This is a genomic window from Cyclobacterium sp. (assembly GCF_014762705.1).
GTDB lineage: Bacteria > Bacteroidota > Bacteroidia > Cytophagales > Cyclobacteriaceae > Cyclobacterium.
The window spans coordinates 37820-64090 of the sequence record NZ_JABURL010000091.1; the positions used below are offsets into that span (position 1 = coordinate 37820).

A 26271-nucleotide genomic window follows, 5' to 3' on the forward strand; every position below is an offset into this window, starting at 1 on the left:
AAAGCCTTATGCTACAAGGTTGATTAGATATTCATGGATATTGATTTTGAGACTAATATCCAATATCATGAAATAAATATCAACCAATATCAACTATACATTTTTCGAGGCCTATCCCGAATCGCTAAAGCTCTCGGGATCTGCGCTACGCTCCGATTTCTACTATATCTCCTTTATCCTCTCCCCGAATAACTCTAGCATTTCATCATTGAAATCCAGATGCGTCACAAAACGGACCTGGTCTTTGCCGAACTTCACGGCTTTGATGCCTTTGTCGGCCAGTTTGGAAAGAAAATCTTCCGGACTGATGCCCTGCAATCTCGCAATCACGATATTGGTCATCACTGGAAAAACCTCTGATACGAGGTGATGCTTTTCCAACATTTGACCAATGACCTTCGACCTGGCATGGTCTTCAGTCAGACGATCCACATGATGGTCAAGGGCATAGATAGCAGCTGCAGCTAAGTAACCAGCCTGTCTCATTCCTCCTCCAAAGGACTTCCTGATTTTTCTTGCCCTCTTGATATCGGCTTTTGTCCCTAACAGCACTGATCCAATCGGACAGCCTAAACCTTTGCTCAGACAGATGGAAATGGTGTCAAACTGGACACCCCAGTCTTTGGGGCTTTCACCGGTCACCACCAAGGAGTTGAACAGCCTGGCGCCATCCAAGTGGAGTTTGATCCCATGTTGATCACAAAGGGTTTTGATCGGCTTCACTTCCTCCAAGGTATAAATACTTCCCCCTCCCTTATTCATCGTATTTTCCAGAGATACAAGTGATGTCTCACAGGCATGCACATCATCGGGACTGATATTGTCAGCCACATCCTGGGCAGTAATCTTTCCATACACCCCCTCCAAAAGTTTAACAGATGCATGGGCATTGGCCATGATACCTCCAGCCTCATAGAGGTAAATATGGGAATACTTGTGGCAGATAACTTCCTTTTGCGGGCCGGTATGCAACTTGACCGCTATCTGATTGGTCATGGTGCCAGAGGGGCAGAAAAGCCCGGCCTCCATCCCGAACATTTCCGCCAACTTTTGTTCTAAAGCATTGACGGTTGGGTCTTCTCCAAAGACATCATCGCCCACTTGGGCAGACCACATGGCCTCCAACATGCCCTTGGTAGGCTTGGTCACGGTATCTGAACGTAGATCGATTATCATATTTTTTAAGAGATTAGATGCGAGAAGCGAGATGCTAGACTTTTCCGCAAATGGTAAATATAAAGACTAAAAATCTTAGACATAAGACATAAGATGCAAGATTTGAGATCTGGAGCTTCCCGTCGACCGCCATTCGAAACCACACTTAAACCTGATCTCTCGCTTTCCATCTTCCTTTATCCTTAATTATTTCCGAAATCACACTTTCGAAATCCGGCTTTTCCACGCGCTGCAACCTGGCCCCTCGCTAAAAAGCTTTACTAAAGCTTTTATTTACGCTCGGTCCTCTTTTACCTTGGCTCTTAATGAATCCCTCAACTCCTTAATTGTTCAAAATCTTATGTCATAAGTCTTGTGTCTAGCATCTAAGTTCTTGCTTCTTACCTAAAATACTTCAACTTAGAACTATTCCCGGGAATCAAGTCCGCAATGGCCTCTGCAGCCTCGATTGGCCTGTCAGTTGCCAGGATATCAGCGCCCTTCTCAACAAACTCCGCATAGATTTGGTCCCCACGGGCAATGGCACTGCGGTCCAGGTTGCCCAAAACCCCAAGAATAGTGAAAACACCTTTCTCATGGAGCAATTCATTGAATTCCTTCGGACGCTCGGAAGTGCCGGTAAAGGCAATCCAACGGTCCACTGGGATACCCGACTCCTCAAACCGCTGAAGTTCTTCCTCATTTCTGATAGTCACGGACAACATCAGTTCCGGGTGCAATCTGTGCATTTTCTTTGCTGCCTCTACACTGTAGGTTATCACCGCAGCGTAGGGTTCGGCATTATACTTCTTGATAACATCCACGACCATTTCAAAAGGAACTTCTCTTTTGATATCCACAGTGAATAAGGTTTTTCCTTTTCCCCATGCCAATGCTTCCTCAAAAGTAGGTATGCGGAAATTTGTCTGATGGCCTTCTTTATCCACCAGGAATAATTCCCTGATTTCTTCAAAAGTATGATCAATTACCTTCCCTTTACCTGTTGTGGTTCGGTCCAAGGTATTGTCATGCATCAAAACCAAAACCGAATCTTTGGTCAGCGCTACATCAAATTCGATGATGGAAGGCGTATGTTTTAAAGTGTTTTCAAAAGCCTCTATGGAGTTTTCGGGATAACCCGGATAAGGTCCTCCCCTGTGGGCAGAAACCATCGGAATCCTATCGGAAGTCCAAGCGTAGAAGTCCCTGGCCTCTTCTACCCTGGAAAGCACTATCTTATGCAGATCATTTGAAGCAACAGCTGTTTTTTGACTGTCTGAGGCCTCTTTTTTACAGGAAAAAAGAAGCAACAAGATCAATAGTCCATAAATCTTAGTCTTCATTTTTATCTTTTTTAAACCAAAATCTGGAAGAGCGTTTTTGAAACAATTCTTCCATGTCCTGAATTTCCAAATTTAAGGCTTTGGTTGATATCAATATTTCAATCAATGAAATCCCCAAAGAAACCAATAAGGCCAGCATGCTCCCAATAAAAACATAATTGGCTGCCTCCTGGGCTTCAATGAAAATCAGGTACATACAAACCACACAAAGCAAAAAGCTCAATACCCCACAGAGCTGCATGTACTTGATCAAGCTCAATCGTCTTTTCAGGTTGTGAATTTGCTCAATGATGATGTTTTCTTCAGGGTTTTCCAGGTATTTTTTATGAAGCCCCCGTATCAGATTGGCAATGGCCAAAAACCGGTTAGTAAAAGCCAGCATCATCAAGGTAATGGCCGAAAAAAGCAATGCAGGTGTGGAGAGTTGGAGTTCCATAAATAAGGTCAATGTAAAGCTATGAAATATATACAACTAGCACTAATCTCTACAATTCTGAATTGAATCTAGAAAATTTTTACTAATTAAGAATGGTGAAGAATCACTTTCGAATGATTAGTTTGAGCATGAATTGCCTATTCAGCAGCAACAATTATACAACTTAAAATGTGTAAGACTAAACCTAAGATTGATTTCCGTATTATCAACTTTGTAATGATGTGGGTTGTTATACTTTTGGGAGCCTGCAATCATAAATCAGGTCATACTGCCATCAGCCATACTAAAGAAGGACTCAAAACGATCACTGATATGCGGAATGTTTCGGTGGATGTTCCCATTTCACCTGAACGGATCATTACCGTAAGTGATGGGATGCTAGAATCCGTATTGTGGGCCTTTGGAAAGTTAGATAAAGTAATTGCCCTAGGTTCAAGATGCGTGCAGCATAATTTTTCCTACGATATTCCCGGTAAGAACAAAACTTACAGGTACACAGATGGAATGAATCCTATCCGCGTGCTTTATCCGGAAACTGCACAATTGCCTTTAATAGCCAGTTCTGGATTACCACTGCAGTTAGAGCAGATGGTAGCCTTACAACCAGACCTTGTAGTTCTCAGAGAAGGAAGTTGCACCCTCAACAATTTGGATGACCCTAAAAGCCAACAGGCCTTATCCATGTTGAAGTCAATGGGTATTCCAGTAGTGGTTTTAAAGGGCACCACCTCCTACGACCCGCCAAATTTGGATATGTTGAACCAGGAAATCCTGCTACTAGGGATGTTGTTTGATAAAACAGAAGAAGCGCAGCAATTGGTGACTTATTTAAATGAAACCATTCAATTTATCAAAAACCGAACCTTTGACCTCCAAGAACATGAAAAGCCTAAAGTCCTTATGCTGGGACTATCTCCAGTAGCAAGGGAAGGTGGGAGTGCAGGTGTCACTAGAGGAACTGATACTATTGAAGGATATTTTATAGAAACAGTTATAAATGCCAATAATGCCATTCAGGGTAGAGGTGGAAGGTCATCCTCATTGATGCTTAGCGAAGAGCAGATCTTGGCTCTTGACCCTGATGTTATAATTTTACATACGGCTTCAGGTTATCATCCACCTGAGGAAATCTATGAAGCACCCTACTATTCCCGATTACAAAACCTTCGGGCCGTTAAAGAAAAAAAAGTCATCGCATTACCTTGGACACCTTGCAATTGCTCCAAAAGACTGGAATACCCCATAGAGGTAATGATGATTGCCAAAAGTGCTTATCCGGAAGCTTTTACAGACATTCAAATTCATGAATGGGTTTTAGACTTTTATCAAAAAACTTACCATATAGATCGGGAAATGGCTATCAAGCTAAGAAGCGCTCAATGGTTAGATTGGACAATTGATTATTTTTAAAACCATGCATAAGGTATTTGTTTCCAAAAAACATTACACTAGAAAGAAGCCACTTCTTCTAATTCTGGGGATTTTCGTGATCTTGACAGCCTTGATTTCTCTGAGTATTGGCCCATATGACTTATCAATAAAGGAGGTATTAAATGGGATCTTTCAGACCAAAAGTCTTCCGCTTCCTGCCACGGAAAGAGGGGTTTTGGCAAGGTTAATCATCTGGGAAATTCGAATGCCAAGAATCATATTGGCAGTTTTGGTTGGCAGTGCCTTATCCATTTCCGGAAACATCTTCCAATCTTGTTTTAGGAATCCTTTGGTGGAGCCTTATATCCTTGGAGTGTCCAGTGGTGCGGCTTTCGGGGCTTCGATGGCCATCGTTTTTCCTGCCATGTTTTTTTCTATTCCATTATCCGCCTTTCTTTTTGCCGGATTGACAGTCTTACTGACCTTGTCCCTGGGAGTTGTCAGGGGACAGATTCAAACATTATCCTTAATCTTAGCAGGGGTGGTCATAGGTTCTTTCTTTTCATCCCTAGTTTCTATTTTAAAATATTTATCCAACGATGCCGCTCTAAGAGAAATAGTATTTTGGCTTTTAGGAGGATTCTACCACAGCGGTTGGAATGAAATCTATCTTTTAGCTCCAATAATCATTCCTGTATCCGGACTCGTTTGGTTGTTAGGATGGAAGTTGAATGTGATTTCGATTGGAGATGAAGAAGCCAAGAGCTTAGGTGTGGACCCGAAAAAAAATAAGATTATCCTGATCCTGTGTGCTACAGTTTTAACATCCCTTTCGGTGGCCTACGTAGGCATTATAGCCTGGGTAGGATTGATGGTTCCCCATGCAGCAAGAATGATCATTGGGCCTGATAACCGTTATGTAATTCCATTATCCGCTTTAATTGGAACCTTATTCTTACTTTTTTGTGATACCCTTGCCAGAAATATGGCCACTGGAGAAATCCCGATTGGTATTCTTACTTCAATCTTAGGTGCTCCTTATCTGATTTATTTACTAAGAACGAAAACCGTATAACATGTTGCTGCAAGTAGATCAATTAAGTTTTCAGTATGATACCAAACCTGTTTTTCAGGATGTCAGTTTTGCTTTGAAAGCCGGGGAGCTATGTGCTATTTTGGGTATTAATGGAAGTGGAAAGTCCACACTCTTTAAGTGTATTATGGGCTTTATACATGCAAAAAGGGGGAGCATTTCTTTTGATGGAATCAATGCCAAACGACATAAAATCATCGAAATCGCCAAAAAAGTAGCTTATGTCCCTCAAGATCATCCCATTACTTTCCCTTACTTGGTCAGAGAAATGGTTCTCATGGGAAGAACTTCACGCATCGCTAATTTTTTTAAAATATCAGATGAGCAATACTTCAAAGTAGAAGAGGCATTACAAGCACTTTCTTTAGTGGATTTAGCGGATAAACCCTTTAATCAGCTAAGTGGTGGACAGCGGCAAATGGTTTTAATCGCACGGGCACTGGCCCAGGAGACCAAATTGATGTTATTGGATGAACCCACTTCCTCGTTGGATTTTAAAAATCAATTGCTGATTTGGCGTACATTGTTACAATTGAAGAAGGAGGGAAAATCAGTCCTGGTCTGCACCCATGATCCCAATCATGTACTTTGGTTTTGTGACCGCGTACTCATTTTGGACAATAAGAAGTTGATTGCTGACGGTCCACCAAAAGAAGTGATGACAGAGCAGTTACTACAGCAGGTTTATGGTACCATGTGTACCTTGGAAGCTGTTGCAAACAAAAAGATGGTCCTTCCTCGAATGAGTTAGTTGGGTTGATTTTGTTACACCATAAATTAAATGCCTGAATTCCACTAACTTTCCCCTTCTTCTGCAATAATATTTTTAAGTTGGTTCAATTTTTCTTGATGTTGCTGGGCCTCACGCATAAATTCTTCACCTGCGTGGATGTCCATCAATTCATCGATCCGCATTTGCATCTCATGAAGCCTGCCGGGATTGTTTTCATCAGAAGAATTATCGGCATACCATGAAGCTTCTAAGTAATTCAATAAAGTAATACTTCTTTCAATCGGAAAATTTTCCGCATCCCTGACAGCCAAAGCCTCTTGAAAATAGCTAAGTGCTTTTACAAAGTTATCTGACCTTACAGCTTGTGGGTATTTCATCAAAGCGTTCCCATAATGGGTACAGACTCTGGCATAATCGTAAGGGAATTCTTCTTTGGTAAAAATGGTCAAGGCCTCTGCAAAGCACGAAGCTGAAACTGCCGCCCAAACACTTTTCTTTTTCGCTTCATCAGGGATTTCTGAATAAATGATCCCTAAGCTTTCTTGAATCTCTGCATAGGCCAAGGGGAAATATTCCTTCGTAAAAAACCTACTGGCCTGTTGATAGGCTTCCATAGCCGGTTTAAAAAACTGAGGATTGCCTTTTTGAGACCAAGTGGTTAGCAGTCTTGCCTTTTGCAATAAGGCTTGATGGGCAAATTCTTCCATTCCCTCTTCCTGAAAAAGCTTGATGGCTCTGGTATAGTAGCCCAATGCTTCTGAAAAGCTTTCAGAAAAGCTGGCTATCATCCCAGCGTCCAAAAGACATTGCGCTTCTTCTACTTTAAACCCGTGAATATCATAGTAGGTGACGCATTGCCACAACTTATCTTTTAATACTGTCAAACCTTTCTCATCATAAGGAGGGCTTAACAACTGCGTGGATAGATGGGCCAATGTAGCCTGTATTTTCATTTTTCCTTCTTGGGAAATTTCTGCTGTATGAATTCTTCTCAATTGTCCCTCCGCTTCAGCAAATCTCCCTTCATCAAACAGATAATTGAAATAATGAAAGGCTGAAAATGCAGCGTATTCCTCAGTTGGGGCAGACATCGTAGCTTCCTGGTAATAATAGTCCACTTTAGAGGCATCTTTTACATGGCCATAATGTCTTACCACGGCATGATTATGCATCAGCCTATAGTCATCAAACTCCTCATAACTCTCTACAGAAATCAGCCGAGGATCTATTTCGCCGCCTTCCATCAAACCGATAATGATTTGAAATTCTGATTTTAGTGTCGGGGAAAATGAAATAAGTTGCAAGGATTTCTCAAATTCTCCCAATCTTATCATGACTAAGGCCAAAAGTGCCTTTTCACTGAATAAAATTTTTTCCGGAAGGAGATAGGGAGGCATTGCATTTTGCCAATCAACAGGCAGGGTAATATACCCTTTATCCACGATAAGATGGTTAGCAGATGCTGAAGGCTTAATGGTCTCAATATCTGCAAATGTGAGCCATTCTTGAATTTTAAAATCGAAATAAACGGCATCTTTTATTTCTTCCCATAAGCCAATGTGACAGAATAACTTGATCATAAAATATGTATTTCTAAAATACCTTCTTTTTCGTCAAAACTATATTTCAGCACCTGATTTTCTTGAGATAAATCAGGATGATCTGCAAAAAACTCTTGTAAGGAAATTGATTTGTCCCCTTTAATATTCTTTTGTTTGACAAATAGCATAATGGGTTTAAACTTTGCCTTAAACGCCTTATTACTTGCCTTTGTCAAAAGAATTTTCCTTTCTTCTGGCATCATCGCCGCATAGGTTTGTCTTTCCTCACCAATCACCTGGTTTGCCAAATCATTTTGGATAATCAGGTGTTGATTTTGGAGTTGAACAGGAGTATCCAGTATTTTGCTTTGCTGTGGAATATTTTGATTGAAATCAAAGGCCCTTTCCATTTTTCTCAAATAGTTCTAAATCTTCAATAATTTTATTGGCCAAGTTGTGCGCAGATCGTTGGATGACTTCTGACATACCAACGCTTAATTTAGTATCTGTGATTGCTATCAAATAAACGGTGATATTGTCTTCAGGAAATTCATCCCTAAAGATTTTTTTGGCGTAGGAGAGCGCTTGGTCCCACTTGAGACTGTGCAGAAAAACCATGGGATCATCTTGTATGGCTGATTGGATCTCCTCAGCAGGCAATTTAAATAGACTTCCGTCTTCGTGGCCAGAATGTATGACACCGTCTATGAGTAAAATCCTATCATGATTTTTAAGCGAAAACAAGACCTCGAAGGCTGAAGTCCCCATATCAATAATGGTCAAGTGCTCATTAACAGGATTCAACTTATCTTTTAATAAGCGAATTACCTCACAACCTACAGCATCATCACTTCTCACAGGGTTACCAAATCCAAGTATGGCAGTTTTTATCATGATTTCTAAAAGAGTAAATAACAGTGGAAATCCCTAAAACTTGACAAATGCCAAGTTATGAAAATAAAAAAGTGGAAGCCTTTCCAGGATTCCACTTTTTAGCTGGGGAAGGCATTATAATTTAAACTTGGTCAATTCTTTTCCACTCTTTCCATCATGGGCATGAACTGTACATACAAGGCAGCTATCAAAGGACCTCGCCACCATACCCACTTCTACGGGATCATGCGGATCTTCGATTTCAGTTCCCTCGAGCGCTGCTTCGATAGGGCCAGGGTTTCCTTTACCATCATTTGGGCCTACATTCCATGTGGTTGGGGCCATCACTTGATAATTTTCAATCACACCATTTTTGATCTCAACCCAATGTGCCAAAGCACCACGGGCCGCTTCAGTTGCTCCCCATCCTTTTCCATCTCTTTCTTCTGGCTTGATGTAGAATTCACCGTCCAGATCTATCTGACTGAGCCATTCATTCAAATATTCATAGATTCTTGGGGCCTCATGAAGCCGGGCCAAAGTTCTTGTAAATACAGAAGGTCCTAATTTATCCATGATATCCAAAAACAAAGGGTCTCTGTTTTGGTGCTCCAAATTATCAGGATTTCCTGCCATAATCACCCTGGATAATGGACCTGCTTCAGCAGCAAACCCCATATATCTCGGAGCTTTAGACCAACTATACTTACCTGAAAAATCAGTATTTTCCAGATTCTGAGAAGGTACCGGTGTCGGAATAGGCTCATCCCAAGGGTGGGCAGGTGGAACTTGTTTGTACCAAGCGTGATCCACATGCTCCTGAATATCCAGATGGTTTAAGCGGTGAAATTTGGATCCATCATAAAATCCTCCAGCTGAAATAACCGCATCATTCCTCCCCTCTATGGTCGGATGATTATATCTATCCTTGTGCAAATAAGTACCATAGGCGATAAATTTGCCTACTCCCTGTCCAAACTTATCTATTCCAAATTCTAGACCGGCTCTGATAAACAGTCCCAAATCACTATTTCTCTGACTTTCATTTTCCTCTACCCAGGCCAACATATCATCCCATGATTTTATTTGTAAATACCTTTCTATAGAGCCGCCTAGGAAGTTTGTCTCCAACCATCTGTTTCTGAAATGATTCAGGATTGCATGTGCTCTTGTGATATCTTTCAAGGTGGGGGCGCACATTACACCTCCTGGAACCATATAAGAGGAATGTGGCCATTGTCCTCCAAAAATAGCATAGACCTCCACCGGCAAAGCAGAGGCAGTTAAGCCAGTTTGAAAGGAAGTACCCACATATGCTGCAAATCTTTTGGTCACTTCTTCATATAGCGGCTTATTCGCAAACTTTTTATTGGCCATATCGGTGGCAAAAATGGCATAAAACCACCTTGGTATACTCTGTAGCGTCTCAGTAGCCTGTCCTATAGCCCTTAACAAAAGGGCATTTGGAGTGAGCTGTGTCTTCCATATGGTATCTAAGGCAGAGGAGGCACAATACAGGTGTGACCCACCACATATCCCACAAATTCTTGGGGTGACTATTAGCCCAGACTGAGGGTCTTTTCCGGCCATGATTTGTTCAAAACCACGGAACATGGCAGCCTGGGTATGTGCTCTTGTCACTACCCCGTTTTCCATATACACTTTTACGTCCAAGTCTCCTTCTACACGTCCGACCGGAGATATATTTAATTCTTTATATGTTGACATTGTTTTGGTTATTTTGAGCTTTCAAATTGAGGTCTTGTTCCTACAATCACCTTATCCAGGGTACCCATCGCTTTTTCAAATCCGGCTCTCGCATAGTACCCTGCTTTGGTATTACCGGCCGGGACTGACTTTGGTAAAAAACCCAAGTATTTCATGGTTTTGAAAACAGAGCCTTTTACAAGATCATTGTGAGGGAAGCCAGGCTCTGTACAGCCTAAGCAAGGATGGTTTGCCCTGGTCTTACTGGATTGGCGGTTCCATAATATACGGTTACAACTAGCACGGGTCATGGGACCTCTACAGCCTACTTCGTAAAATAAGCATCCGCCCCGTTTACCGAACTGACCATCCACTTTTTGGGCAAATGAAATGGCATTTGGACAACCTGTCTGAACAAAATCGGTGAAGAAGGTTTTAGGTCGATGAAACTCATCCAATAAAACGTCCCCTATTCTTCCTGTAGAAATGGCTACTAAAATTTGGGTAATCCAATCAGGGTGCGCGGGGCATCCTGGGATATTGATTACCGGTAATCCTCCTTTGGAAACATAATCAGCACCCAAAAAACCTCCTTTCTCTTTTTTGAGAAATTGCATTCCGGTACTTTCAGAAGGATTTGGCGGCACCGCTGGAATACCTCCCCAAGTTGCGCAGTCACCTATCGCGACCACATAGCCTGAAACTTTGGACAAGTCTTTGATCCAATCCATCATAGGCCTTTCAGCAAAATAATTCATCGTACCGGTTCCGTTTGGCCCTTGTACGATGGAACCTTCATAAACCAGAATATCCAGTTGGGTTTTACCAGCAACGATGCTTTCCAAAAGGTCAGAGACCTGATGGCCTATTTCAAGACCTATAGATGGATGCCAGAGAATATTGACACCAAAATCGGTTACCAATTCCACTACAGTTGGCTCCTCTGCATTTAAAAAAGACATGGTGTTACCACTACATGCCCCTCCTTGCAACCAAAGAACATTTGCCATTTAAGTTGTTGTTTTAGGTTAAATTGTTAAATGAAATTCACTTGATCACAAAACAAAATATTGAAATCAAGCAATGATATTAAATTTAAAAATTCTCAATCAAATTAGAAAGCGTTTCCTAATTTTTTTTGAATATTTTTTTCTAATTTTTAGAAAAATTTTTCTAAAAATTAGAAAAATGATAACTGAGAGGGTTTTGAAAGCATACTAATCTTAAATCCTTGGATTTTATCAGTTTATGTAATAAAAAAGAGCTTAGATAAGAATGGGATATATATAAGCCACAAACTCTTCTTCTCCCCTGTCTGTCAGGTAGGGTGTCATTTGACTCCAAACGGCCTCTTTGAAAAGTTTCTCCTCAGCTGGAAGCCCTCTTAATATTCTCTGCGGTAACCAAAAAATTATAGACATCCAGATATTACTGGAAAGTAACTCATTCATTTCATCAGATTGAGGAACAAGGACACCCCGCTGAACATCAAATTCAATCCTGGATTTGACCTGTAATAACATCCGGTTGGAATACTTGTGCCATTTCTCCAGGATATCTGGATAATTTCGCTCTATCTCAAACATGTCCGTAAAGAAAAAGCGGTACTTCATGAAAAAAGCATAGTATTGCTCGAGATTTCTGTCCAGTCCTTGAAAGTTCTCTATAAAAAGATAATCAGACAATATTTCAGAGAACTCACTAAAAATGAAGTCATAGACATGAGAAACTATTGCCTCTTTGTTTTTAAAGTGATAAGCTAAGTTTCCTACGCTTATATCCGCAGCATCCGCTATCTGTTGCAACCTTACATTGGCTACCCCATGTTCATTAAAAGTGCTTATCGCTGCTTCTAAAATTCTGTCTTTAGTTTTAGACATTTTCCCAGCTGTTAATTATAATCCAAATTTAATAACCCCTCTTTGATCATCAATGTTCCCCGTTGATCTTTTGCTGCTTGTCGCCTAAACAACTGGGACATAATTTCCGCCTTTTTTCTATCTGATTGGACTGTAATGTTTCGGACCAAGAACTTTAAGGGTTGTTTATGATGTGCAAAAACAAGATCTATTCTAAAAGCTCCTCTTCGGTAAATCAACCTGTCTATTACAGCAGTATCTACAAGCCATTCGTTGGATCGCAAGAAATTAAATTCTGTCTCGTTTCCCAATCTATCCTCATACAATGATAATTGATTGATGGAGCGAAGTAACCAATTATACGTTTGAAAATCTAAAACCGGATTTTTTTTCATAGTTCATGTATTATAACCCTATTTTCAAATTCTTCTATTCCTGTATCCGTAAAGTAAGGCCTCAACAAAAACCAAACCATTTCCAGATAGCTACTTTTATCCAATTCTTCTGCACCTGTTACTGCCTGCCTACTGATCCAACTTTCACTGGCCCAAACCAAAAGCGAGGACATTTTTTGTACGAAATCCTGATTCCCTTTTGAGTCCAAAGCCCCCCTTGCTTCATTGAAAACCAACATTCCTTGCAATTGTAGCTCTTGCCAGGTCAAATGTTCCCTGTATTGCTTCGAAATGTTTTCATACAACCTGGTCAAGTCCAGAGCATCTTTGTAAAAGAACACATACCGTTTTTGTAAGTCAAAATTAGAATTGAGAAAACGGTTAAAATCTTCAAAAAGTGGCAAAACACGAAATTCAGACAGTAAAAGCTTTTGTTCTTCCACAAAGTCACTGAATAAGGCATAAAGAATATCATTTTTTGTTCTGAAATGGTAACCAATATTTCCCAAACTAAGCCCACAGACATCTGAAATGTGCTGTAATCTAACATTGACGAAACCATCCCTGTTAAAAAGTTTCAGGGCTACCTCCTTAATTCTTGTTTTGGTATCTTTCCTAGGCATTGTAATCGGGAATTTAGTCTTCAGGCATATGCTTCACACTAGGTTTGACAATCAAACGGCTTTGGCTCGAAGGAAGTCAATCAATAAGTTCAACCCCTGAAATCAACAACTCATTTCCCTGGGTTACCTTATTGGTAGGTTTATTACAAGAACAAACAAACTTATAATTAACCACTTCCGATTCTTTATTACATTCATCGCAATGTACTAAAATAGGCAATACTTCAATACAAAGCTCGCAATCCCTATACTCTTTTCTTTCTGTAGCCACTACCGCTTCAAATGCATTTTGCATCAAAATGGGCTCAACATTGGAAAGTAGCCCAACTTTCATATGGATCTTTTTAATTCTTTTTCTTTCCTTTTCCGGATAGACTGAGTCAAGGGATCCGAAAATATTTTTGACCAATGATATTTCGTGCATGATTAGTTATTAATATTTTTTCTCTTTGCAATTACCTCTCTTATCCTGACAGCGCTTTGATAATCTTCCTTTTCCAGTACCTTTTGTAAGAGGTTCTCCAATTCTTCCATGGTATACGAAGAAAAGGCAGTTCGCTTGCTTTCCCCTACATAAATGTCCATATCTATGCGTTGTTCCTCCAAAAGTTGCTTAGGAATTAAGATCGGGCTATCAAACCTTAAGGCTAAGGCAATAGCATCAGATGTCCTGCTGTCCACGCACAGCTCCTTACGCTCAGCCGTTTTGAAAACAATTTCGCTCTTAAAAATATTATCCTTGATCTCTTTAATCCAAACATATTCCACTTTGGCGTGAAACAAACTCACCACATCGAAAAAAAGGTCATGGGTAAGTGGCCGCTGGGTTTTAATCTGCTCCAAAGCAACCCCAATGGATAAAGCTTCAGCCTCGCCAATAAGCAAAGGAAACCTGTTTTTTTTATCCAAGTCCTCCAAAATCAAAGCGAATTTACCAGGGAAATTCGTACTTGGTGACATGGCAACGATAAAAACTTCCACCAATTCTAAAGTATCCTTCATTTAGCTGTAAGTTTTAATAAATCCACATAGTTCCTCAAGGTCATCAAACGGAGCGATGACATCACCCAAATGGATGAGCTTATAAAGAGCAGGGCCTTCTACCTCAATTACATAGCCATTCTGTGTCTCGATATGCTTCCCATGCTGAGTCAAAACCGGCAGGTTAAATTGCTTCATCATTTCTAACAAGCTCTCTGTCCCATTCATATGTTAACCTTTTTAAGACATTTGTAAATCACACAATACGATCCGATGATTACCTGTATCAGCAATTACTATTTGATTTTTCGCAGGAAACATACTAAAACTGAAAGGCCAGTACAGAGACTTTTCAGTGCCAAATACTGTCTCCCCAAATTCACTGCCCGTATAAAAATCCGGCTTACCAATCAAAGCGTCCGCAGATACACCATGCTCTTTAGGAATTTTTTCAAACCAGAGAATTCTCGAATTCCCTGTATCATTTACAAAAACCCCCTCTTTGTAAAATCCTGCAAAATAACACCAATTCAATGTATTTGGACCTGGTGATAAGCCAAATTGGTTTTGCCCATTGGACTCAAAATTGGGTTGGCCAACAAGACATGTCGCTTGCTGATTTAACGAATCTTTCCAATGATTCCAAAGGAGGACCCTATAGTACTGTGTATCTGTAATGGCCAACTCTCCTTTTGGCCCAAGGGCAACTCCATAAGGCCAAATGGCATTCTCTGGATCATAGCTTCTACTTTCCAAATTTTTTTGGCCAATAACCGCATCTGCCGCTTGCCCTGAACATTCAGGGATTTGATTAAAAACCAGTACCCTTCTATTACCGGTATCAGCCACAAATAATCTTTCATCATGCACAGCTATCCCGTATGGCCAATAAAGAGATTCAGCGGAAGGGTCTGAGTTAACTCCTTTTCTATTGGGTAGGTTACCTTGAAAATCCTCCTGACCCAACACAACATCCGCAGGTTGATGATTTTGCTGAGGAAATTCCTTCCATATCAAAACCCTATGGTTCCATGCATCTGCTACAATTAACTTTTTCCCATCAGTCCATACTGCCGAAGGATATTGAAGGGATTGGGCAGAAGCTTCTCCACCTTCATTTCTACCGGTATTCTTTAAATCAGATTGACCGATAATCAAATCTGGTTTTTGCTTTTCACTCTTGGGAATCTGATGCCAAATGAAAACCCTGTTTTGCCCTGTATCAGACACCAATAGTTTATTGCCATGAACATATACTCCTCTTGGGGCAAGAAATGGACTCTCCGTATCCCCTAAAAAAAACTTACTTTTACCCTCAATTATTGGAATTTCCTTAGCAGGGCTTACGGAAGGAGCAGGAGCTCTTTTCAAGGTAATATTCAGCACTATATTTGGTTCTTTTTTATCCATATCAACAAATTCTCGGCAACTGCTCCCCAACCAACATATTGACAACCCTTCTCCCTCCAATTTGACTATGGAATACCACCTGACCGGGATGTTGGTCGGCAACTTCTCCAATCACTGCTGCATGCAACCCATTTTCCCAACTTTTTAATTTTTGGACCACCTGATCCGCAATAGAAGCCTCTACAAATGCCACAAAAACTCCTTCATTGGCTACATATAGTGGGTCCAAACCCAATAATTCACAAGCTCCTGCGACTGATTCATCTACGGTGATGTCTTTTTGGTGAATGGCAATTCCTTTGGATAGAGACTGGGAGACCTCATTCAAAATGGTGGACAATCCGCCTCTGGTAGCATCCCTTAAAAAGTGAATTCCATTTCCAAAATCTTCCAAAAGCTGCTCTACTATATGATTGAAATGACAGGTATCACTTTCTATATCGGATTCGAATTCCAAGCCCTCCCTCACACTCATGATGGCAATACCGTGCCTTGCAATATCATTGGATATAATCACTTTATCCCCTGTTTTGATTCGGTCAACCGATATAGCTGCTTCTGGATGTACCTTTCCAACACCACTTGTGTTGATAAAAATCTTATCCCCTTTTCCACGCTCTACTACCTTGGTGTCCCCTGTTACTATTTTGACTCCGGCATGATCTGCTGCCTGTTTGATATGCAATAATATTTCCCAAAAATCACTTACCCGTAAACCTTCCTCAATGATAAAAGACAATGAAATAAACGCCGCTTTGGCGCCACACATACAAAGGTCATTCACCGTCCCATTGATCGCCAGTTCCCCAATATTTCCTCCCGGAAAAAATATGGGAGAAACCACATAGCTATCTGTGGTAAATGCCATCTTTCCAGGAGTTACGTCAAAGACAGCCCCGTCATGTTGCTTGTCGAGGTATTCATTGGAAAGGACATCAAAAACCCCCGCATCCAGAAGTTTGTGGGTAAGCATGCCCCCACTACCATGTCCCATAGTGATGATCTCAAAATCTAGCTTGGGCATTGGACAAGATGCCGATAAAATACTTTTATAATCCGACATAAATTAAATTTATTCTGGTTTTAAGTGTCAGGCTTCAGTTAACTGACCGCTGATTTTGGAAAAATGGTAATAAGCAGCACAGGCGCCTTCACTGCTTACCATAGGCGCACCAAGTGGTCTTTCCGGTGTACAACCTTTTCCAAACTGTGGGCATTCATGTGGTTTCTTTATCCCTTTCAAGACCTGACCTGCAATACATTCCGGGTTTTCCTCCACTTTGGGTATTTTGATAGAGAATTTTTTATTGGCATCAAATGCTGCATACTGCTCTTTTACTTGATATCCACTTAAGGGGATATTCCCCACTCCTCTCCATTCCCTATCCGTAATTTCAAAAACCTCCTCAATCACTTTTCTTGCCTCCGGATTGCCCTCCGGCCTGACTACTCTGGCATACTGGTTTTCAAGTTTATGCTCACTTTTTTCTAATTGCTTGACTACCATTAATATCCCATGCAAAATATCTACAGGCTCAAACCCTGTAACGACAATAGGTACTTGGTATTTCTCTACCAGAGGGCCATATTCCCCAATTCCCATAATTGTACATACGTGTCCTGCTGCAAGAAAACCCTGTATATTTACCAAATCATCATTCATCACAGCATCTATAGCTGGAGGCACAAGGACATGAGAAGCCAGAATGGAGTAATTTTCCAATCCCTCCCTGTGGGCATGAAGCACAGAAAGGGCATTGGCAGGCGCAGTGGTCTCAAAGCCCACCGCAAAGAAAACCACCTGTTTATTAGGATTATCCTTGGCCAATTTCACAGCTTCCAAAGGAGAATACAATATCCTTACATCCGCTCCCTTGGACTTGGCTTCCAATAAACTATCTGTAGACCCCGGCACCCTTAACATATCTCCAAAGGAACATAAAATCACCTTTTCTTTAAGCGCCAGATAAACTGCTTTATCTATCAGGTGCATGGGCGTCACACAAACCGGACAACCTGGTCCATGAACCATGGTAATTTCTTTGGGAAGCAATTGGAGCAATCCATTTTTCACAATACTGTGGGTCTGTCCTCCACACACTTCCATGATCATCCAAGGTTTTGTACAGGATTGGCGTATTTCATCTAAATATTTCTTTACCAATTCAGGATTTCTGTATTCCGATAGGTATTTCATTTCGATCAGATTTTGTGGTTAAGTGAGTTTATTGTTTTTAGAGCAAGAAATTTAAAAATCAAGCCTTGCTTATAATATAACCTTAAGCACCATCCGCCGATTGGCTTTTACTTGAATTGATGGAAGGCAGGTCGTTCCTGTCGGTTTGGGTATGTTCGATCAATTCATCAATTTCACCAATCTGCTCTAGGTATTCGAATGATTTCATTGCCTCCTCCTCGTCCACAATACTGATGGCAACGCCAACATGGACAAGCACATAATCCCCAACTTTTGCTTGGGGAACCATTTCAAGGCTGGCCTGCTTTATAATGCCTCCAAATTGGATTTTAGCCATTCTGACCAGACCATCATACATGGTCTCTATACTTTTTATTTTACCGGGAATCGCCAAGCACATAAGATTTTATTTTAAGGTTTTGTGATCTATTTTTTATATGATACCAGGCCATTTGGCCAAGGGATATATTCTCGTCATTGGGTGACAACTGTTCATGGAATAAAAGTTGATATTCATCCCCCAAGTATTGCTGAAGCAAATCAACCAAAAGGGCATTTTGGAAAACTCCTCCTGAAAATCCAATTTTCCTACAAGATGTATTTTGGATGACTTGAGAAATGATGTGAACCAAGGTCAGATGAAATTTGGCAGCAATAAGGCCTGAATCCAAGCCGTTTGACTTATCCTTTATTATTTGAGAAATTAAATCAGCACCCGAAATCTTATCTTTTACAATGGAATCCATAAAATAAGATTGGGTAGCAGCATGACCATTTGCGTCAAAGTAGTTCCTGGCCAATTGTTCCAATAGCATGGCGGCCTCCCCTTCATAGGTGTTGAAATCACAAAGCCCTAAGATGGAAGAGACCGCATCAAAAATCCTCCCCATGCTGTTGGTTTGGGCATGGCCACCTTTATCAAGCATTTTGGTATAAAGTACCCATTCGGTAGTAGAATACTTTTCTTTGAGGAAGTCAAGCGGTTCTCCTGTATGATAATAAAGCACCAAAGCCGAAAGTCGTGGTTCAATGGACATTTTGTCCCCCAGGATATAATCAAAATAGTCAAAAGAACAAACCCGCTCAAATTCTCCTGAATTGAAAACAAAAAATTCTGAGCCCCATAAAGCTTCATCATTTCCAAATCCCAGCCCATCCCAAATCACTCCCAAGATGGGTTCATCAGCATCAAGAGCAGCATGTTCCCAAAGCAAGGCGGCAAAGTGTGCTTCATGATGGGGAACTTCTGTAACATTCACATGAGGGAAATTGCCTGAAAACCTTCTGCTATGGTACAAAGGATGCTTATCCATCAATATTTGCTGAGGTTGGATACCAGTAAGGTCTAAAAACTTGGTCAAAGTGTCCAGGTATCTCTCCTGTGTATCAAAACTGTCCAGGTTTCCTAAGTACTGACTCACATAAACATTATACACATCCCAAAGTGCAAAAGTAGCTTTTAAATCAGCCCCTAATGCTAAAATCGGAAGCTCAGTTTTTATCCTGACCTTATTCCAAAAAGACGGGGCCAAGCCCCTGCTCCTTCTCAGAATTATTTTTTGTTGGGAATTTTCAGCAATGCGCAAAACGCTATCATCTTGAGGGAAATGGATTTCCCTATTGTGATAAATGACGGCATCGGCAATTCCGAGAAGATTTTGTATGGCTTCTTGATCTTTAAATTGCAAGGGGCTTAGGTGAAGGTTACCGCTAGTGGCAATAATCGGTTTGCCAACTTTTCTGGAAATAAGGAACATCAATGGGTCTGCAGGCAAGTAAACACCTAAAAGAGAAAGACCTGGAGCAACCCAAGCTTGAGTGCCATGAAGAGCAGTATATTCCTTCGGTTTGCAAAGCACAATGGGCCGGGCAGCTGACCTTAACAACTCTATTTCTTCATGTGAAACTGTGAAAAAATCTGAAAGCATATTTTCATCATGAACCATCAAGGCTAAGGGTTTTCTGGGCCTCTGCTTTCTTTTTCTGAGTAATTTTACAGCATCCGAATTGGTAGCATCTGTTAGCAATAAAAAGCCTCCTGTTCCCTTTACTGCAAGAATTCCACCTGATTGGATAATAGTTACGGCATGATCTACAAAATCAATGGGCTTAGAAATAGTAGGACCCGTTTCGGGAAAAATCCTCAAATCTATTGGACAATCAGGACATGAATTGGTTTGGGAGTGAAAGCGCCTGTCATGTTCGTCGTGATATTCATCCATACAAGAAGAACACATCTCAAAATTCCCCATGGATGAGCGATGCCTATCATAAGGAATGCCTCTTAGGATAGAATACCTGGGACCGCATTGTGTACAGGAAATAAAAGGATATTGATAGCGCCTGCTATTTGGATTTAACAACTCCGATTGACAGGACATACAAACTCCAAAATCTGGACTGACGTTGGCACTCTTACTCTCACCTTCTTGAGAGGGTAGAATCTGAAAATCCTTGGTAATGTCTCCTATGTTGGAAATTTGCTCAATCTGTAAATTGGAAATTACTGCCAGTGGCGAAAGCTTGGATTGTAATTCTTCCAAAAACTCATCGAGATCAAGTTTTGAACAATAGACTTCTACGGTTACTCCTTTGCTTGTATTGAATACCTTACCGCCCAAGCCCTTTGCTTGAGCAATGCGCGAAACGTGTGGCCTAAACCCCACTCCCTGCACCTGTCCTTCAATATGAACGCTCCAAAATGGCACTAGACAGCAACTGAATCTGATGATTTTTTCTCTTTGATTTTAGCTTTTAGCCAATTACACCAAGCCTCAATGCCCGTTCCGTCCAAAGAAGAAACTTCAATTACCTCGATACTGGGATTAATGGCCCTGGCATCATTGGTGACCGCCTCGACGCTAAATGGGAGATAAGGCAGAAGGTCTGCCTTGGAAACCAACATCATTTCGCTGGTCAAAAACATTTTAGGATACTTTTGAGGCTTATCATCACCTTCTGTGGTGGCAATAAGTGTAACCCTATAATCTTCCCCAAGATCAAAAGAGGCTGGACAAACTAAATTGCCTACATTTTCAACGAAGAGCACATCCAAACCGGAAATATCAAAACTCTTTAGAGCCTGCCACACCATCTGGGCCTCCAAATGGCAAATACCTCCCGTCACAATCTGTAAAGCTCTCCCTCCTACTTCCTTGATGCGGTCTGCATCTCTTTCCGTTTCAAGGTCACCAACAAGAATACCCATGCTTATCTCATCCTTTAATCGTTTGACTGTTTCTTGCATAAGTGTGGTTTTACCGCTTCCAGCAGATGAGGTGATGTTGATCATCAGCACTTTTTTTTCCGCCATCTGATTGCGGATACTCTCTGCCACAAAATCATTGGCCTGAAGCAAATGGATGGTGGTATTGTCACAGGTAATGGTACCCCTGACATTTTTACTGGACTTAGGTACTTTGGTATTGGACATAATGTAATCGTGTTTTTTTCCAATATACCATTAAAAAAACCTTAAGCAGTGATTTAGTAATTTTTTTCTAAAAATCATTTAGGCCTACCAACAGATGCCTTAACTTAAAAAAATGAAGAGGCTGTCTCAGAATAAATTTAAATTCACAGAATAGCCCCAAATGAGCGATAGAGGCCGATTTTCATTAAATCGGCCTCTGTTTTTTTGAATGCTGTTCAAAAATTCTTGTTTTGTGCCATTTCTTTAACTTTTTCATTTTCTATTTCGGTAATGGAAAATCCCTGCCTGTTTGAGTGACCAGAAGGCTTCTTTAAAGCTAACCTGCCTTTAATGCGGTCATTTTGGCGATGTTATGGGCTATTAAATGGAGTCCTGTTTCAATATCTACCTTGTCCAGTCCTCTGAGCATGTAGCGCTTCATTCCTTTGTTCTGCTTAAGGTGTCCGAAAACAGGTTCAACGTCTGTGGCCCTGCGTTTTCTTTTTTCCAGTCCCTGAGGTGAGGTCAGCCTTTTCTTTGCTTCGGATTTATATCTTTCAAGTTTTCTGTTTACCTCAATAGTCTTTTCATCCTTCATGGGTTTGCATGAAGCTGCCAGTGGGCATCCGGCGCACTTTGTTGCTGTATATTTTGCATACTCCTGTCTATATCCTGATGAAGTGGTTCTTATTCTGGTCCCGCTTCTTTCCATTGGCTGTCCGATTGGGCATATGTAAATATCCCTGATATTGTCATAGTGAAGATTGTCAAGCAGTCCACGTTCCCTGTTTTTTCTTCCCTCTTCTCTGAGTTCTTTATGGAAGTAGTTGTACTTCACGTATGCTTTGGTGCCGTTTTTTTCAAGTGCTGAGTAATTTTCTTCACTTCCGTATCCCGCATCTGCGGTAAGTGTCTCCGGATATGTACCGTAAAGATTATAGTACGATTCCAGGTGGGGAATGAGTGTATTGATGTCGTTGGCGTTCTGGTGTATGCTGTAGTTTACCACAAAGTGTCCGTGTGTGCTGAGCTGCAGGTTGTAGCCCGGTTTGAGCTGGCCATTTTTCATATGGTCTTCCTTCATCCTCATGAAAGTAGCATCCTGATCGGTCTTCGAATAACTGTTACGGCCCTGTAAAACCTCTTCTTTCTGTTCGTATTCGGCAAGCTTTTCCGGCCAGTTCTTTCCTGCATACCTGAGTTTCTGCTTTACTTTAGGATCAACTTCCTTGCCCTCAAGCGCTGCGTTGATCTTTTCAACTGTCTCCCGTACTTTCTCCGGACTTGGATTTTCAAACTTCTCTTCAGGCTGTCCGAGCTCATCTTTGGCCACTTTGGAAGCATAATCCCAGAGTTCCTCAAGCTGTCTGCTTATCCGTTCCCTGCTTTTCTTTATGGTTTTCCCCCATACAAAGCTGTACCTGTTTGCATTGGCCTCTATTTTGGTACCGTCAGTATATACCTTAAATCCGCAGTGCGGATTTAAAAAAAGCCGAAAAAGTGGCTGAATTTATTCAATTCAGGCTTTTCCGGCTCGTTTTTTTTCACTTATTTAGGTGTTACTACCCATCCTTGATAAGCGGTATGAAAATTACGAATTCGACAGAAAAAATCACACCTTTCGGAGGTTTTAATTTTGTTTTTAACTCTTTCAAAAATTCTGGTCTCCCAGAACTCATTGATAATCATTTAGGAGTCAGGAGCTTAAGAGGAGGGTTTTCATACAGCGACATTTTTGCCAATCATATGGCAATTTTCTTTAATGGTGGAGATTGTACTGAGGATATCAATGTCCACCTGAGAGACGCTCTGGAACAGATCCCTTCATTTTCAGTATGCAGTACAGATACAATTTTAAGGGGAATCAAAGAGCTTGCTGTTGATACAGAGATGTTTATAAACCCGTCCAGTGGAGTGAGCCATGAATTTAATATCAATGGAAAGCTCAACAACTTGTTGTTAAAATCAGCTTGTAAGACCGGATTACTCAAGTCAGGTGTTGCTTACGACCTCGATTATGACAACACCGTCATTCCAACTGAAAAGTACGATGCAAATAAAACATATAAACACGTCTATGGATATCAGCCAGGTATAGCCTCCATAGCACACCCTGAATTTTCACAGGCCATTCCTGTGTACGTAGAGGGCAGAAATGGCAACAGTCAGGCCAAATATCTGCAGGCTGATACACTTACACGCATGTTTGGGCAGCTTACCAATGAAAATATCCGTATCGGAAGGTTCAGAGCCGATTCAGCATCCTATCAGGAAGAAGTTCTCCGCACACTGGAAGCACATACCGAAAGCTTTTATATACGGGCAAACAGATGTGCCAAACTGGATAATATCCTTGGAAGTATAGCCCCTGAGAAGTGGCAGAAAATACGTTTGGGTGTACAGGAAATGGAAGTTACTGACCTATCCGACTACAAACCTTTCGGTAAAGACAGGTCTTACAGGCTGGTCATTACCAGAATCAGGCGTAAAGATGGGCAAGCAGATGTATTCAGTGGAGATGCATTTACTTATAGGGCTATTCTGACCAATGAACATACATCGTCCAATGAAGCTGTTGTAAGGTTTTATAACGCCCGGGGTGCAAGCGAACGCTTGTTTGATGTACTCAACAACGACTTTGGCTGGTCTAAGTTGCCCTGTTCGTTTCTGGCAGAGAATACTTCCTTTATGCTTATGACGGCTATGTATGCCAATTTTTACACCTATATTATTGGAGAATATTCCAGAAAAGTTGATTGGCTTAAGCCTACCGACAGGCTCAAGAAGTTTATCTTCAGATTTATCACTGTTTCAGCCAAGTGGATAAGAACGGGAAGAAGAGAAGTGCTCAAACTGTTCACGAGTAAGGATTACAAGCCGATTTTGAACTAAATTCAGATAAAAACCCCTCAGGAGCTCAAAAAACAAAGATTTATAGGGAAGAGGTATGCCTTTTCCATAAAAATTAAAGGTCTAAACCGTCCACTTCACCCTCAAACCTAAAATCCATTGTCTCAAAACTACAAATACACTTCAATCAAATGGGAGAAATTCCTAAACTAGACCAAAAATGAACACAAACAAGCAGATTCAAATCTCCAAACTAAAATCCTGCGGATTTTAGGAAATAAAATAATTCAATCCTTGCTTGTTGCCATTCTAATATTGGCATCTGGCGTAGTGTATGCCCAGCAACCGGCCTTGCAGTATTTCAGGCCAAACGATAAAAACGGCCTGAATGTATTCGAGCCCTCAAAAGAGGATACAGTTATCTTTGATGGCCTCAAAGTAAGAGTAGGCGGTGATTTCGCCATGCAATTTCAAGGTATTAGGCAAAGCAATACGGCAGGTAACCTGACCAAACTGGGATCAGACTTCAATTTGCCGTCTGCCAACCTCAACCTGGACGTCTAGGTATTGGACGGAGTTCGCATGCATCTTAGGACCTATCTTTCTTCCAGAGCACACAACGAAGCATGGATTAAGGGTGGATACATGAGAGTGGATAATCTTGACTTTGTTAAACCTGGGTTTCTGGAGGGAGTGATGAAATATGCAAGTATTACCATAGGGTTAGATGAGTTCAACTATGGGGACGCACGTTTCAGGAGAACAGACAATGCCAGAGGTATTTTCAACCCCTTTGTGGGGAATTATCTTATGGATGCATTCTCGACCGAGGCATTCGGAGAGCTTACAGTTCAAAAGAATGGTTTATTGGCGGTGGTTGGGCTCACAAACGGTAAGCTCAATCAAAATGTAACGGTGAACGATAATACCGACAACAAGCCATCATTTTATGGCAAACTTGGATTTGACAAGCAACTTAATGAAGACTTCAGAGTGCGGTTAACAGGTTCCTGGTATATCAATAATGGTACATCAACTGGAACCTGGTTATATGGTGGTGACAGGGCAGGGACCAGGTATTATAATGTATTGTACACATTACCTGATGCCAATGGAGTTGCTGAAGGAGGTCCAAGAGATGGAAGGTTCAATGCCAGATTCACAAAACTTACCGCCTTACAGATCAATCCATTCATCAAATTCAAGGGACTGGAATTCTTCGGGATATATGAATTGGCCGATGGGAGCAACGAATTCACAGCACCTCAAGCTGACACAGAGGGGGCATTTACACAAATTGCCGCAGAGGTATTGTACCGGTTTGGAGCTGATGAGCGTTTCTATCTTGGGGGCAGATACAATACAGTGAGTGGCAAGATGCGTGAAAGTGCATCAGAGAACCTCGATATCAGCCGGATCAACTTTGGTGGAGGCTGGTTTATTTCAAAGAACGTTTTAACAAAAGTTGAGTACATGAAGCAGCAATATGAAGGCAATGCTTGGACAGGGCGTTTTGCCGGGGCTGAATTTAGTGGAGTCGTGGTTGAAGCGGTGATTAGTTTCTGACGGAACTCCCGTGTGGGTGACTCATCCACACGGGATTCTTTTTACTGCTGTGTAAAAGATAATGACTACAAAAATAAGTGTCAGGAGACTAAGATTTTTCAAGAGAAATACAGCATGAAAATTCACATATTGAAGTATTTGAAATACAAACCATCATTTTTGATATTAAAATCGAACATTCTGAATTAAATTCCGTATCTTCGCATTAGATCTTCTCCAAAGTGCAACGTTTTAGAAAAATATCGGCCATCCTGCTTTCCATTCTGGTGCTGCTCAGTTCCACGAGCTACACCTTTGGTATGCATTTCTGCATGGGGCAGTTGCAGAGCATTGCACTTTTTTCCGGGGCTGAGCCCTGCGAAATGGCCACTCAAAAATCTCCTTGTGCCAATGATAAGCACGATCCAGATTGCGAACACCAGCAAGTAACTAAGAAAGTGTGCTGTGAAGACCAGACTGTTGTAATTGAGGGTCATGAAGACCTTACGCAAGTGACCAAAGTTGCGGTTCCTGATTTTCAAATGATCGCAGTTTTCTACGCTGTGGTATCCTTTCTTTTCAGCGCTCCTGTAGTTGATTATTATTCGTATAACGATTATTCCCCCCCTCTGATTGTGCGTGACATACCTGTGCTCGTTCAATCCTTCCTTATTTAAGCTTTTCATTCAATTCTTTCACTAGGCATAGCATTATGCTGCGCCACAAGTGCATGCATTTGTATGCGCT

At 41.2% G+C, this 26271-nt stretch carries 28 protein-coding genes; 7 read left to right on the forward strand and 21 right to left on the reverse strand.

Annotated elements, in window-relative coordinates:
- Nucleotides 1-162: 162 nt before the first annotated feature.
- The 3 genes from HUJ21_RS17255 to HUJ21_RS17265 form a co-directional block, all read right to left on the reverse strand.
- Nucleotides 163-1176, reverse strand: a complete 1014-nt coding sequence (locus HUJ21_RS17255; protein WP_144606318.1) for a GntG family PLP-dependent aldolase — start codon at nucleotides 1174-1176, stop codon at nucleotides 163-165.
- A 380-nt stretch (nucleotides 1177-1556) separates the two neighbouring features.
- Nucleotides 1557-2498 (reverse strand): glycerophosphodiester phosphodiesterase family protein, encoded by a 942-nt coding sequence (locus HUJ21_RS17260; RefSeq protein WP_144606320.1) that lies wholly within the window; start codon nucleotides 2496-2498, stop codon nucleotides 1557-1559.
- Nucleotides 2488-2934 (reverse strand): DUF2721 domain-containing protein, encoded by a 447-nt coding sequence (locus tag HUJ21_RS17265; RefSeq protein WP_144606322.1) that lies wholly within the window; start codon nucleotides 2932-2934, stop codon nucleotides 2488-2490. Before HUJ21_RS17265 ends, HUJ21_RS17260 begins: the two co-directional genes overlap by 11 nt.
- A gap of 168 nt (nucleotides 2935-3102) precedes the next feature.
- Between HUJ21_RS17265 and HUJ21_RS17270 the strand changes: the two genes are divergently transcribed.
- From HUJ21_RS17270 to HUJ21_RS17280, 3 genes are read left to right on the forward strand one after another with little or no spacing between them, the layout of a single operon-like run.
- Nucleotides 3103-4344, forward strand: coding sequence for an ABC transporter substrate-binding protein (locus HUJ21_RS17270; RefSeq protein WP_144606324.1), 1242 nt, complete (start codon nucleotides 3103-3105; stop codon nucleotides 4342-4344).
- 4 nt (nucleotides 4345-4348) lie between these two features.
- Nucleotides 4349-5380: an iron ABC transporter permease gene (locus HUJ21_RS17275; RefSeq protein ID WP_144606326.1), complete on the forward strand. Its 1032-nt coding sequence runs from the start codon at nucleotides 4349-4351 to the stop codon at nucleotides 5378-5380.
- A 1-nt stretch (nucleotide 5381) separates the two neighbouring features.
- Complete coding sequence (locus HUJ21_RS17280) at nucleotides 5382-6149, forward strand: ABC transporter ATP-binding protein (protein WP_144606328.1); 768 nt, start codon at nucleotides 5382-5384, stop codon at nucleotides 6147-6149.
- 44 nt (nucleotides 6150-6193) lie between these two features.
- Here HUJ21_RS17280 and HUJ21_RS17285 read toward each other — a convergent pair whose 3' ends face one another.
- The 18 genes from HUJ21_RS17285 to HUJ21_RS17370 all read right to left on the reverse strand — a co-directional run bounded on the left by HUJ21_RS17285 (nucleotide 6194) and on the right by HUJ21_RS17370 (nucleotide 22639).
- Nucleotides 6194-7711, reverse strand: coding sequence for a hypothetical protein (locus HUJ21_RS17285; protein WP_144606330.1), 1518 nt, complete (start codon nucleotides 7709-7711; stop codon nucleotides 6194-6196).
- A complete protein-coding gene (locus tag HUJ21_RS17290) occupies nucleotides 7708-7980 on the reverse strand; it encodes a hypothetical protein (RefSeq protein ID WP_291371870.1) in 273 nt (90 codons plus the stop codon). Before HUJ21_RS17290 ends, HUJ21_RS17285 begins: the two co-directional genes overlap by 4 nt.
- A gap of 85 nt (nucleotides 7981-8065) precedes the next feature.
- Nucleotides 8066-8566, reverse strand: coding sequence for a hydrogenase maturation protease (locus tag HUJ21_RS17295; RefSeq protein WP_130277234.1), 501 nt, complete (start codon nucleotides 8564-8566; stop codon nucleotides 8066-8068).
- Between the two features lie 114 nt (nucleotides 8567-8680).
- Nucleotides 8681-10273, reverse strand: coding sequence for a nickel-dependent hydrogenase large subunit (locus HUJ21_RS17300; protein ID WP_130277235.1), 1593 nt, complete (start codon nucleotides 10271-10273; stop codon nucleotides 8681-8683).
- A gap of 8 nt (nucleotides 10274-10281) precedes the next feature.
- Nucleotides 10282-11262 carry a hydrogenase gene (locus HUJ21_RS17305; RefSeq protein ID WP_130277236.1) on the reverse strand — a complete coding sequence of 327 codons (981 nt, stop codon included), beginning with the start codon at nucleotides 11260-11262 and terminating at the stop codon, nucleotides 10282-10284.
- Nucleotides 11263-11517: 255 nt separating this feature from the next.
- Entirely contained in the window at nucleotides 11518-12132 is a 615-nt protein-coding gene (locus tag HUJ21_RS17310) for a TetR/AcrR family transcriptional regulator (protein ID WP_130277237.1), read from the reverse strand.
- A gap of 11 nt (nucleotides 12133-12143) precedes the next feature.
- Nucleotides 12144-12506, reverse strand: coding sequence for a hypothetical protein (locus tag HUJ21_RS17315; protein WP_130277238.1), 363 nt, complete (start codon nucleotides 12504-12506; stop codon nucleotides 12144-12146).
- Nucleotides 12503-13129, reverse strand: a complete 627-nt coding sequence (locus HUJ21_RS17320) for a TetR/AcrR family transcriptional regulator (protein ID WP_130277239.1) — start codon at nucleotides 13127-13129, stop codon at nucleotides 12503-12505. Before HUJ21_RS17320 ends, HUJ21_RS17315 begins: the two co-directional genes overlap by 4 nt.
- Nucleotides 13130-13205: 76 nt before the next feature.
- Complete coding sequence (locus HUJ21_RS17325; protein ID WP_130277240.1) at nucleotides 13206-13553, reverse strand: hydrogenase maturation nickel metallochaperone HypA; 348 nt, start codon at nucleotides 13551-13553, stop codon at nucleotides 13206-13208.
- A gap of 2 nt (nucleotides 13554-13555) precedes the next feature.
- A complete protein-coding gene (locus HUJ21_RS17330) occupies nucleotides 13556-14131 on the reverse strand; it encodes a bifunctional nuclease family protein (protein ID WP_130277241.1) in 576 nt (191 codons plus the stop codon).
- Nucleotides 14132-14338 carry a hypothetical protein gene (locus HUJ21_RS17335; protein WP_130277242.1) on the reverse strand — a complete coding sequence of 69 codons (207 nt, stop codon included), beginning with the start codon at nucleotides 14336-14338 and terminating at the stop codon, nucleotides 14132-14134. It lies immediately after the preceding gene.
- Nucleotides 14339-14350: 12 nt separating this feature from the next.
- A complete protein-coding gene (locus HUJ21_RS17340; RefSeq protein ID WP_144606334.1) occupies nucleotides 14351-15520 on the reverse strand; it encodes an NHL repeat-containing protein in 1170 nt (389 codons plus the stop codon).
- Nucleotide 15521: 1 nt separating this feature from the next.
- Nucleotides 15522-16544, reverse strand: coding sequence for a hydrogenase expression/formation protein HypE (hypE, locus tag HUJ21_RS17345; RefSeq protein WP_291371871.1), 1023 nt, complete (start codon nucleotides 16542-16544; stop codon nucleotides 15522-15524).
- A gap of 66 nt (nucleotides 16545-16610) precedes the next feature.
- Nucleotides 16611-17717, reverse strand: a complete 1107-nt coding sequence (gene hypD / locus HUJ21_RS17350; RefSeq protein WP_144606338.1) for a hydrogenase formation protein HypD — start codon at nucleotides 17715-17717, stop codon at nucleotides 16611-16613.
- An 82-nt stretch (nucleotides 17718-17799) separates the two neighbouring features.
- Nucleotides 17800-18117 carry a HypC/HybG/HupF family hydrogenase formation chaperone gene (locus HUJ21_RS17355; protein WP_144606340.1) on the reverse strand — a complete coding sequence of 106 codons (318 nt, stop codon included), beginning with the start codon at nucleotides 18115-18117 and terminating at the stop codon, nucleotides 17800-17802.
- Nucleotides 18095-20425, reverse strand: coding sequence for a carbamoyltransferase HypF (gene hypF, locus HUJ21_RS17360; protein WP_186300123.1), 2331 nt, complete (start codon nucleotides 20423-20425; stop codon nucleotides 18095-18097). The genes HUJ21_RS17355 and hypF overlap by 23 nt, the downstream gene beginning before the upstream one ends.
- Nucleotides 20425-21150 (reverse strand): hydrogenase nickel incorporation protein HypB, encoded by a 726-nt coding sequence (gene hypB, locus HUJ21_RS17365; RefSeq protein WP_144606344.1) that lies wholly within the window; start codon nucleotides 21148-21150, stop codon nucleotides 20425-20427. Before hypB ends, hypF begins: the two co-directional genes overlap by 1 nt.
- A 316-nt stretch (nucleotides 21151-21466) precedes the next feature.
- Nucleotides 21467-22639, reverse strand: coding sequence for an IS1182 family transposase (locus HUJ21_RS17370; protein WP_291371893.1), 1173 nt, complete (start codon nucleotides 22637-22639; stop codon nucleotides 21467-21469).
- 74 nt (nucleotides 22640-22713) lie between these two features.
- Here HUJ21_RS17370 and HUJ21_RS17375 point away from each other — a divergent pair, with 74 nt between their 5' ends.
- From HUJ21_RS17375 to HUJ21_RS17385, 4 genes are all read left to right on the forward strand, one after another.
- A complete protein-coding gene (locus HUJ21_RS17375) occupies nucleotides 22714-24021 on the forward strand; it encodes an IS1380 family transposase (RefSeq protein WP_291371872.1) in 1308 nt (435 codons plus the stop codon).
- A gap of 252 nt (nucleotides 24022-24273) precedes the next feature.
- Nucleotides 24274-24543, forward strand: coding sequence for a hypothetical protein (locus tag HUJ21_RS25105; RefSeq protein WP_317129949.1), 270 nt, complete (start codon nucleotides 24274-24276; stop codon nucleotides 24541-24543).
- An 18-nt stretch (nucleotides 24544-24561) separates the two neighbouring features.
- Entirely contained in the window at nucleotides 24562-25545 is a 984-nt protein-coding gene (locus tag HUJ21_RS17380) for a hypothetical protein (protein ID WP_366483709.1), read from the forward strand.
- A gap of 221 nt (nucleotides 25546-25766) precedes the next feature.
- Complete coding sequence (locus tag HUJ21_RS17385; protein ID WP_291371873.1) at nucleotides 25767-26201, forward strand: hypothetical protein; 435 nt, start codon at nucleotides 25767-25769, stop codon at nucleotides 26199-26201.
- Nucleotides 26202-26271: the final 70 nt, after the last annotated feature.

What these genes read in the sequence shown, in the direction of transcription:
- HUJ21_RS17310 (WP_130277237.1), bottom strand. Translation starts at nt 12,132, where the DNA reads ATGTCTAAAACTAAAGACAGAATTTTAGAAGCAGCGATAAGCACTTTT.
- HUJ21_RS17305 (WP_130277236.1), bottom strand. Translation starts at nt 11,262, where the DNA reads ATGGCAAATGTTCTTTGGTTGCAAGGAGGGGCATGTAGTGGTAACACC.
- HUJ21_RS17330 (WP_130277241.1), bottom strand. Translation starts at nt 14,131, where the DNA reads ATGAAGGATACTTTAGAATTGGTGGAAGTTTTTATCGTTGCCATGTCA.
- HUJ21_RS17285 (WP_144606330.1), bottom strand. Translation starts at nt 7,711, where the DNA reads ATGATCAAGTTATTCTGTCACATTGGCTTATGGGAAGAAATAAAAGAT.
- HUJ21_RS17260 (WP_144606320.1), bottom strand. Translation starts at nt 2,498, where the DNA reads ATGAAGACTAAGATTTATGGACTATTGATCTTGTTGCTTCTTTTTTCC.
- HUJ21_RS17275 (WP_144606326.1), top strand. Translation starts at nt 4,349, where the DNA reads ATGCATAAGGTATTTGTTTCCAAAAAACATTACACTAGAAAGAAGCCA.
- HUJ21_RS17380 (WP_366483709.1), top strand. Translation starts at nt 24,562, where the DNA reads ATGCATCTTAGGACCTATCTTTCTTCCAGAGCACACAACGAAGCATGG.
- HUJ21_RS17255 (WP_144606318.1), bottom strand. Translation starts at nt 1,176, where the DNA reads ATGATAATCGATCTACGTTCAGATACCGTGACCAAGCCTACCAAGGGC.
- HUJ21_RS17265 (WP_144606322.1), bottom strand. Translation starts at nt 2,934, where the DNA reads ATGGAACTCCAACTCTCCACACCTGCATTGCTTTTTTCGGCCATTACC.
- HUJ21_RS17340 (WP_144606334.1), bottom strand. Translation starts at nt 15,520, where the DNA reads ATGGATAAAAAAGAACCAAATATAGTGCTGAATATTACCTTGAAAAGA.
- HUJ21_RS17320 (WP_130277239.1), bottom strand. Translation starts at nt 13,129, where the DNA reads ATGCCTAGGAAAGATACCAAAACAAGAATTAAGGAGGTAGCCCTGAAA.
- HUJ21_RS17315 (WP_130277238.1), bottom strand. Translation starts at nt 12,506, where the DNA reads ATGAAAAAAAATCCGGTTTTAGATTTTCAAACGTATAATTGGTTACTT.
- hypE (WP_291371871.1), bottom strand. Translation starts at nt 16,544, where the DNA reads ATGCCCAAGCTAGATTTTGAGATCATCACTATGGGACATGGTAGTGGG.
- HUJ21_RS17270 (WP_144606324.1), top strand. Translation starts at nt 3,103, where the DNA reads ATGTGTAAGACTAAACCTAAGATTGATTTCCGTATTATCAACTTTGTA.
- HUJ21_RS17295 (WP_130277234.1), bottom strand. Translation starts at nt 8,566, where the DNA reads ATGATAAAAACTGCCATACTTGGATTTGGTAACCCTGTGAGAAGTGAT.
- HUJ21_RS17355 (WP_144606340.1), bottom strand. Translation starts at nt 18,117, where the DNA reads ATGTGCTTGGCGATTCCCGGTAAAATAAAAAGTATAGAGACCATGTAT.
- hypB (WP_144606344.1), bottom strand. Translation starts at nt 21,150, where the DNA reads ATGTCCAATACCAAAGTACCTAAGTCCAGTAAAAATGTCAGGGGTACC.
- HUJ21_RS17300 (WP_130277235.1), bottom strand. Translation starts at nt 10,273, where the DNA reads ATGTCAACATATAAAGAATTAAATATATCTCCGGTCGGACGTGTAGAA.
- hypD (WP_144606338.1), bottom strand. Translation starts at nt 17,717, where the DNA reads ATGAAATACCTATCGGAATACAGAAATCCTGAATTGGTAAAGAAATAT.
- HUJ21_RS17325 (WP_130277240.1), bottom strand. Translation starts at nt 13,553, where the DNA reads ATGCACGAAATATCATTGGTCAAAAATATTTTCGGATCCCTTGACTCA.
- HUJ21_RS17335 (WP_130277242.1), bottom strand. Translation starts at nt 14,338, where the DNA reads ATGAATGGGACAGAGAGCTTGTTAGAAATGATGAAGCAATTTAACCTG.
- HUJ21_RS17375 (WP_291371872.1), top strand. Translation starts at nt 22,714, where the DNA reads ATGAAAATTACGAATTCGACAGAAAAAATCACACCTTTCGGAGGTTTT.
- HUJ21_RS17280 (WP_144606328.1), top strand. Translation starts at nt 5,382, where the DNA reads ATGTTGCTGCAAGTAGATCAATTAAGTTTTCAGTATGATACCAAACCT.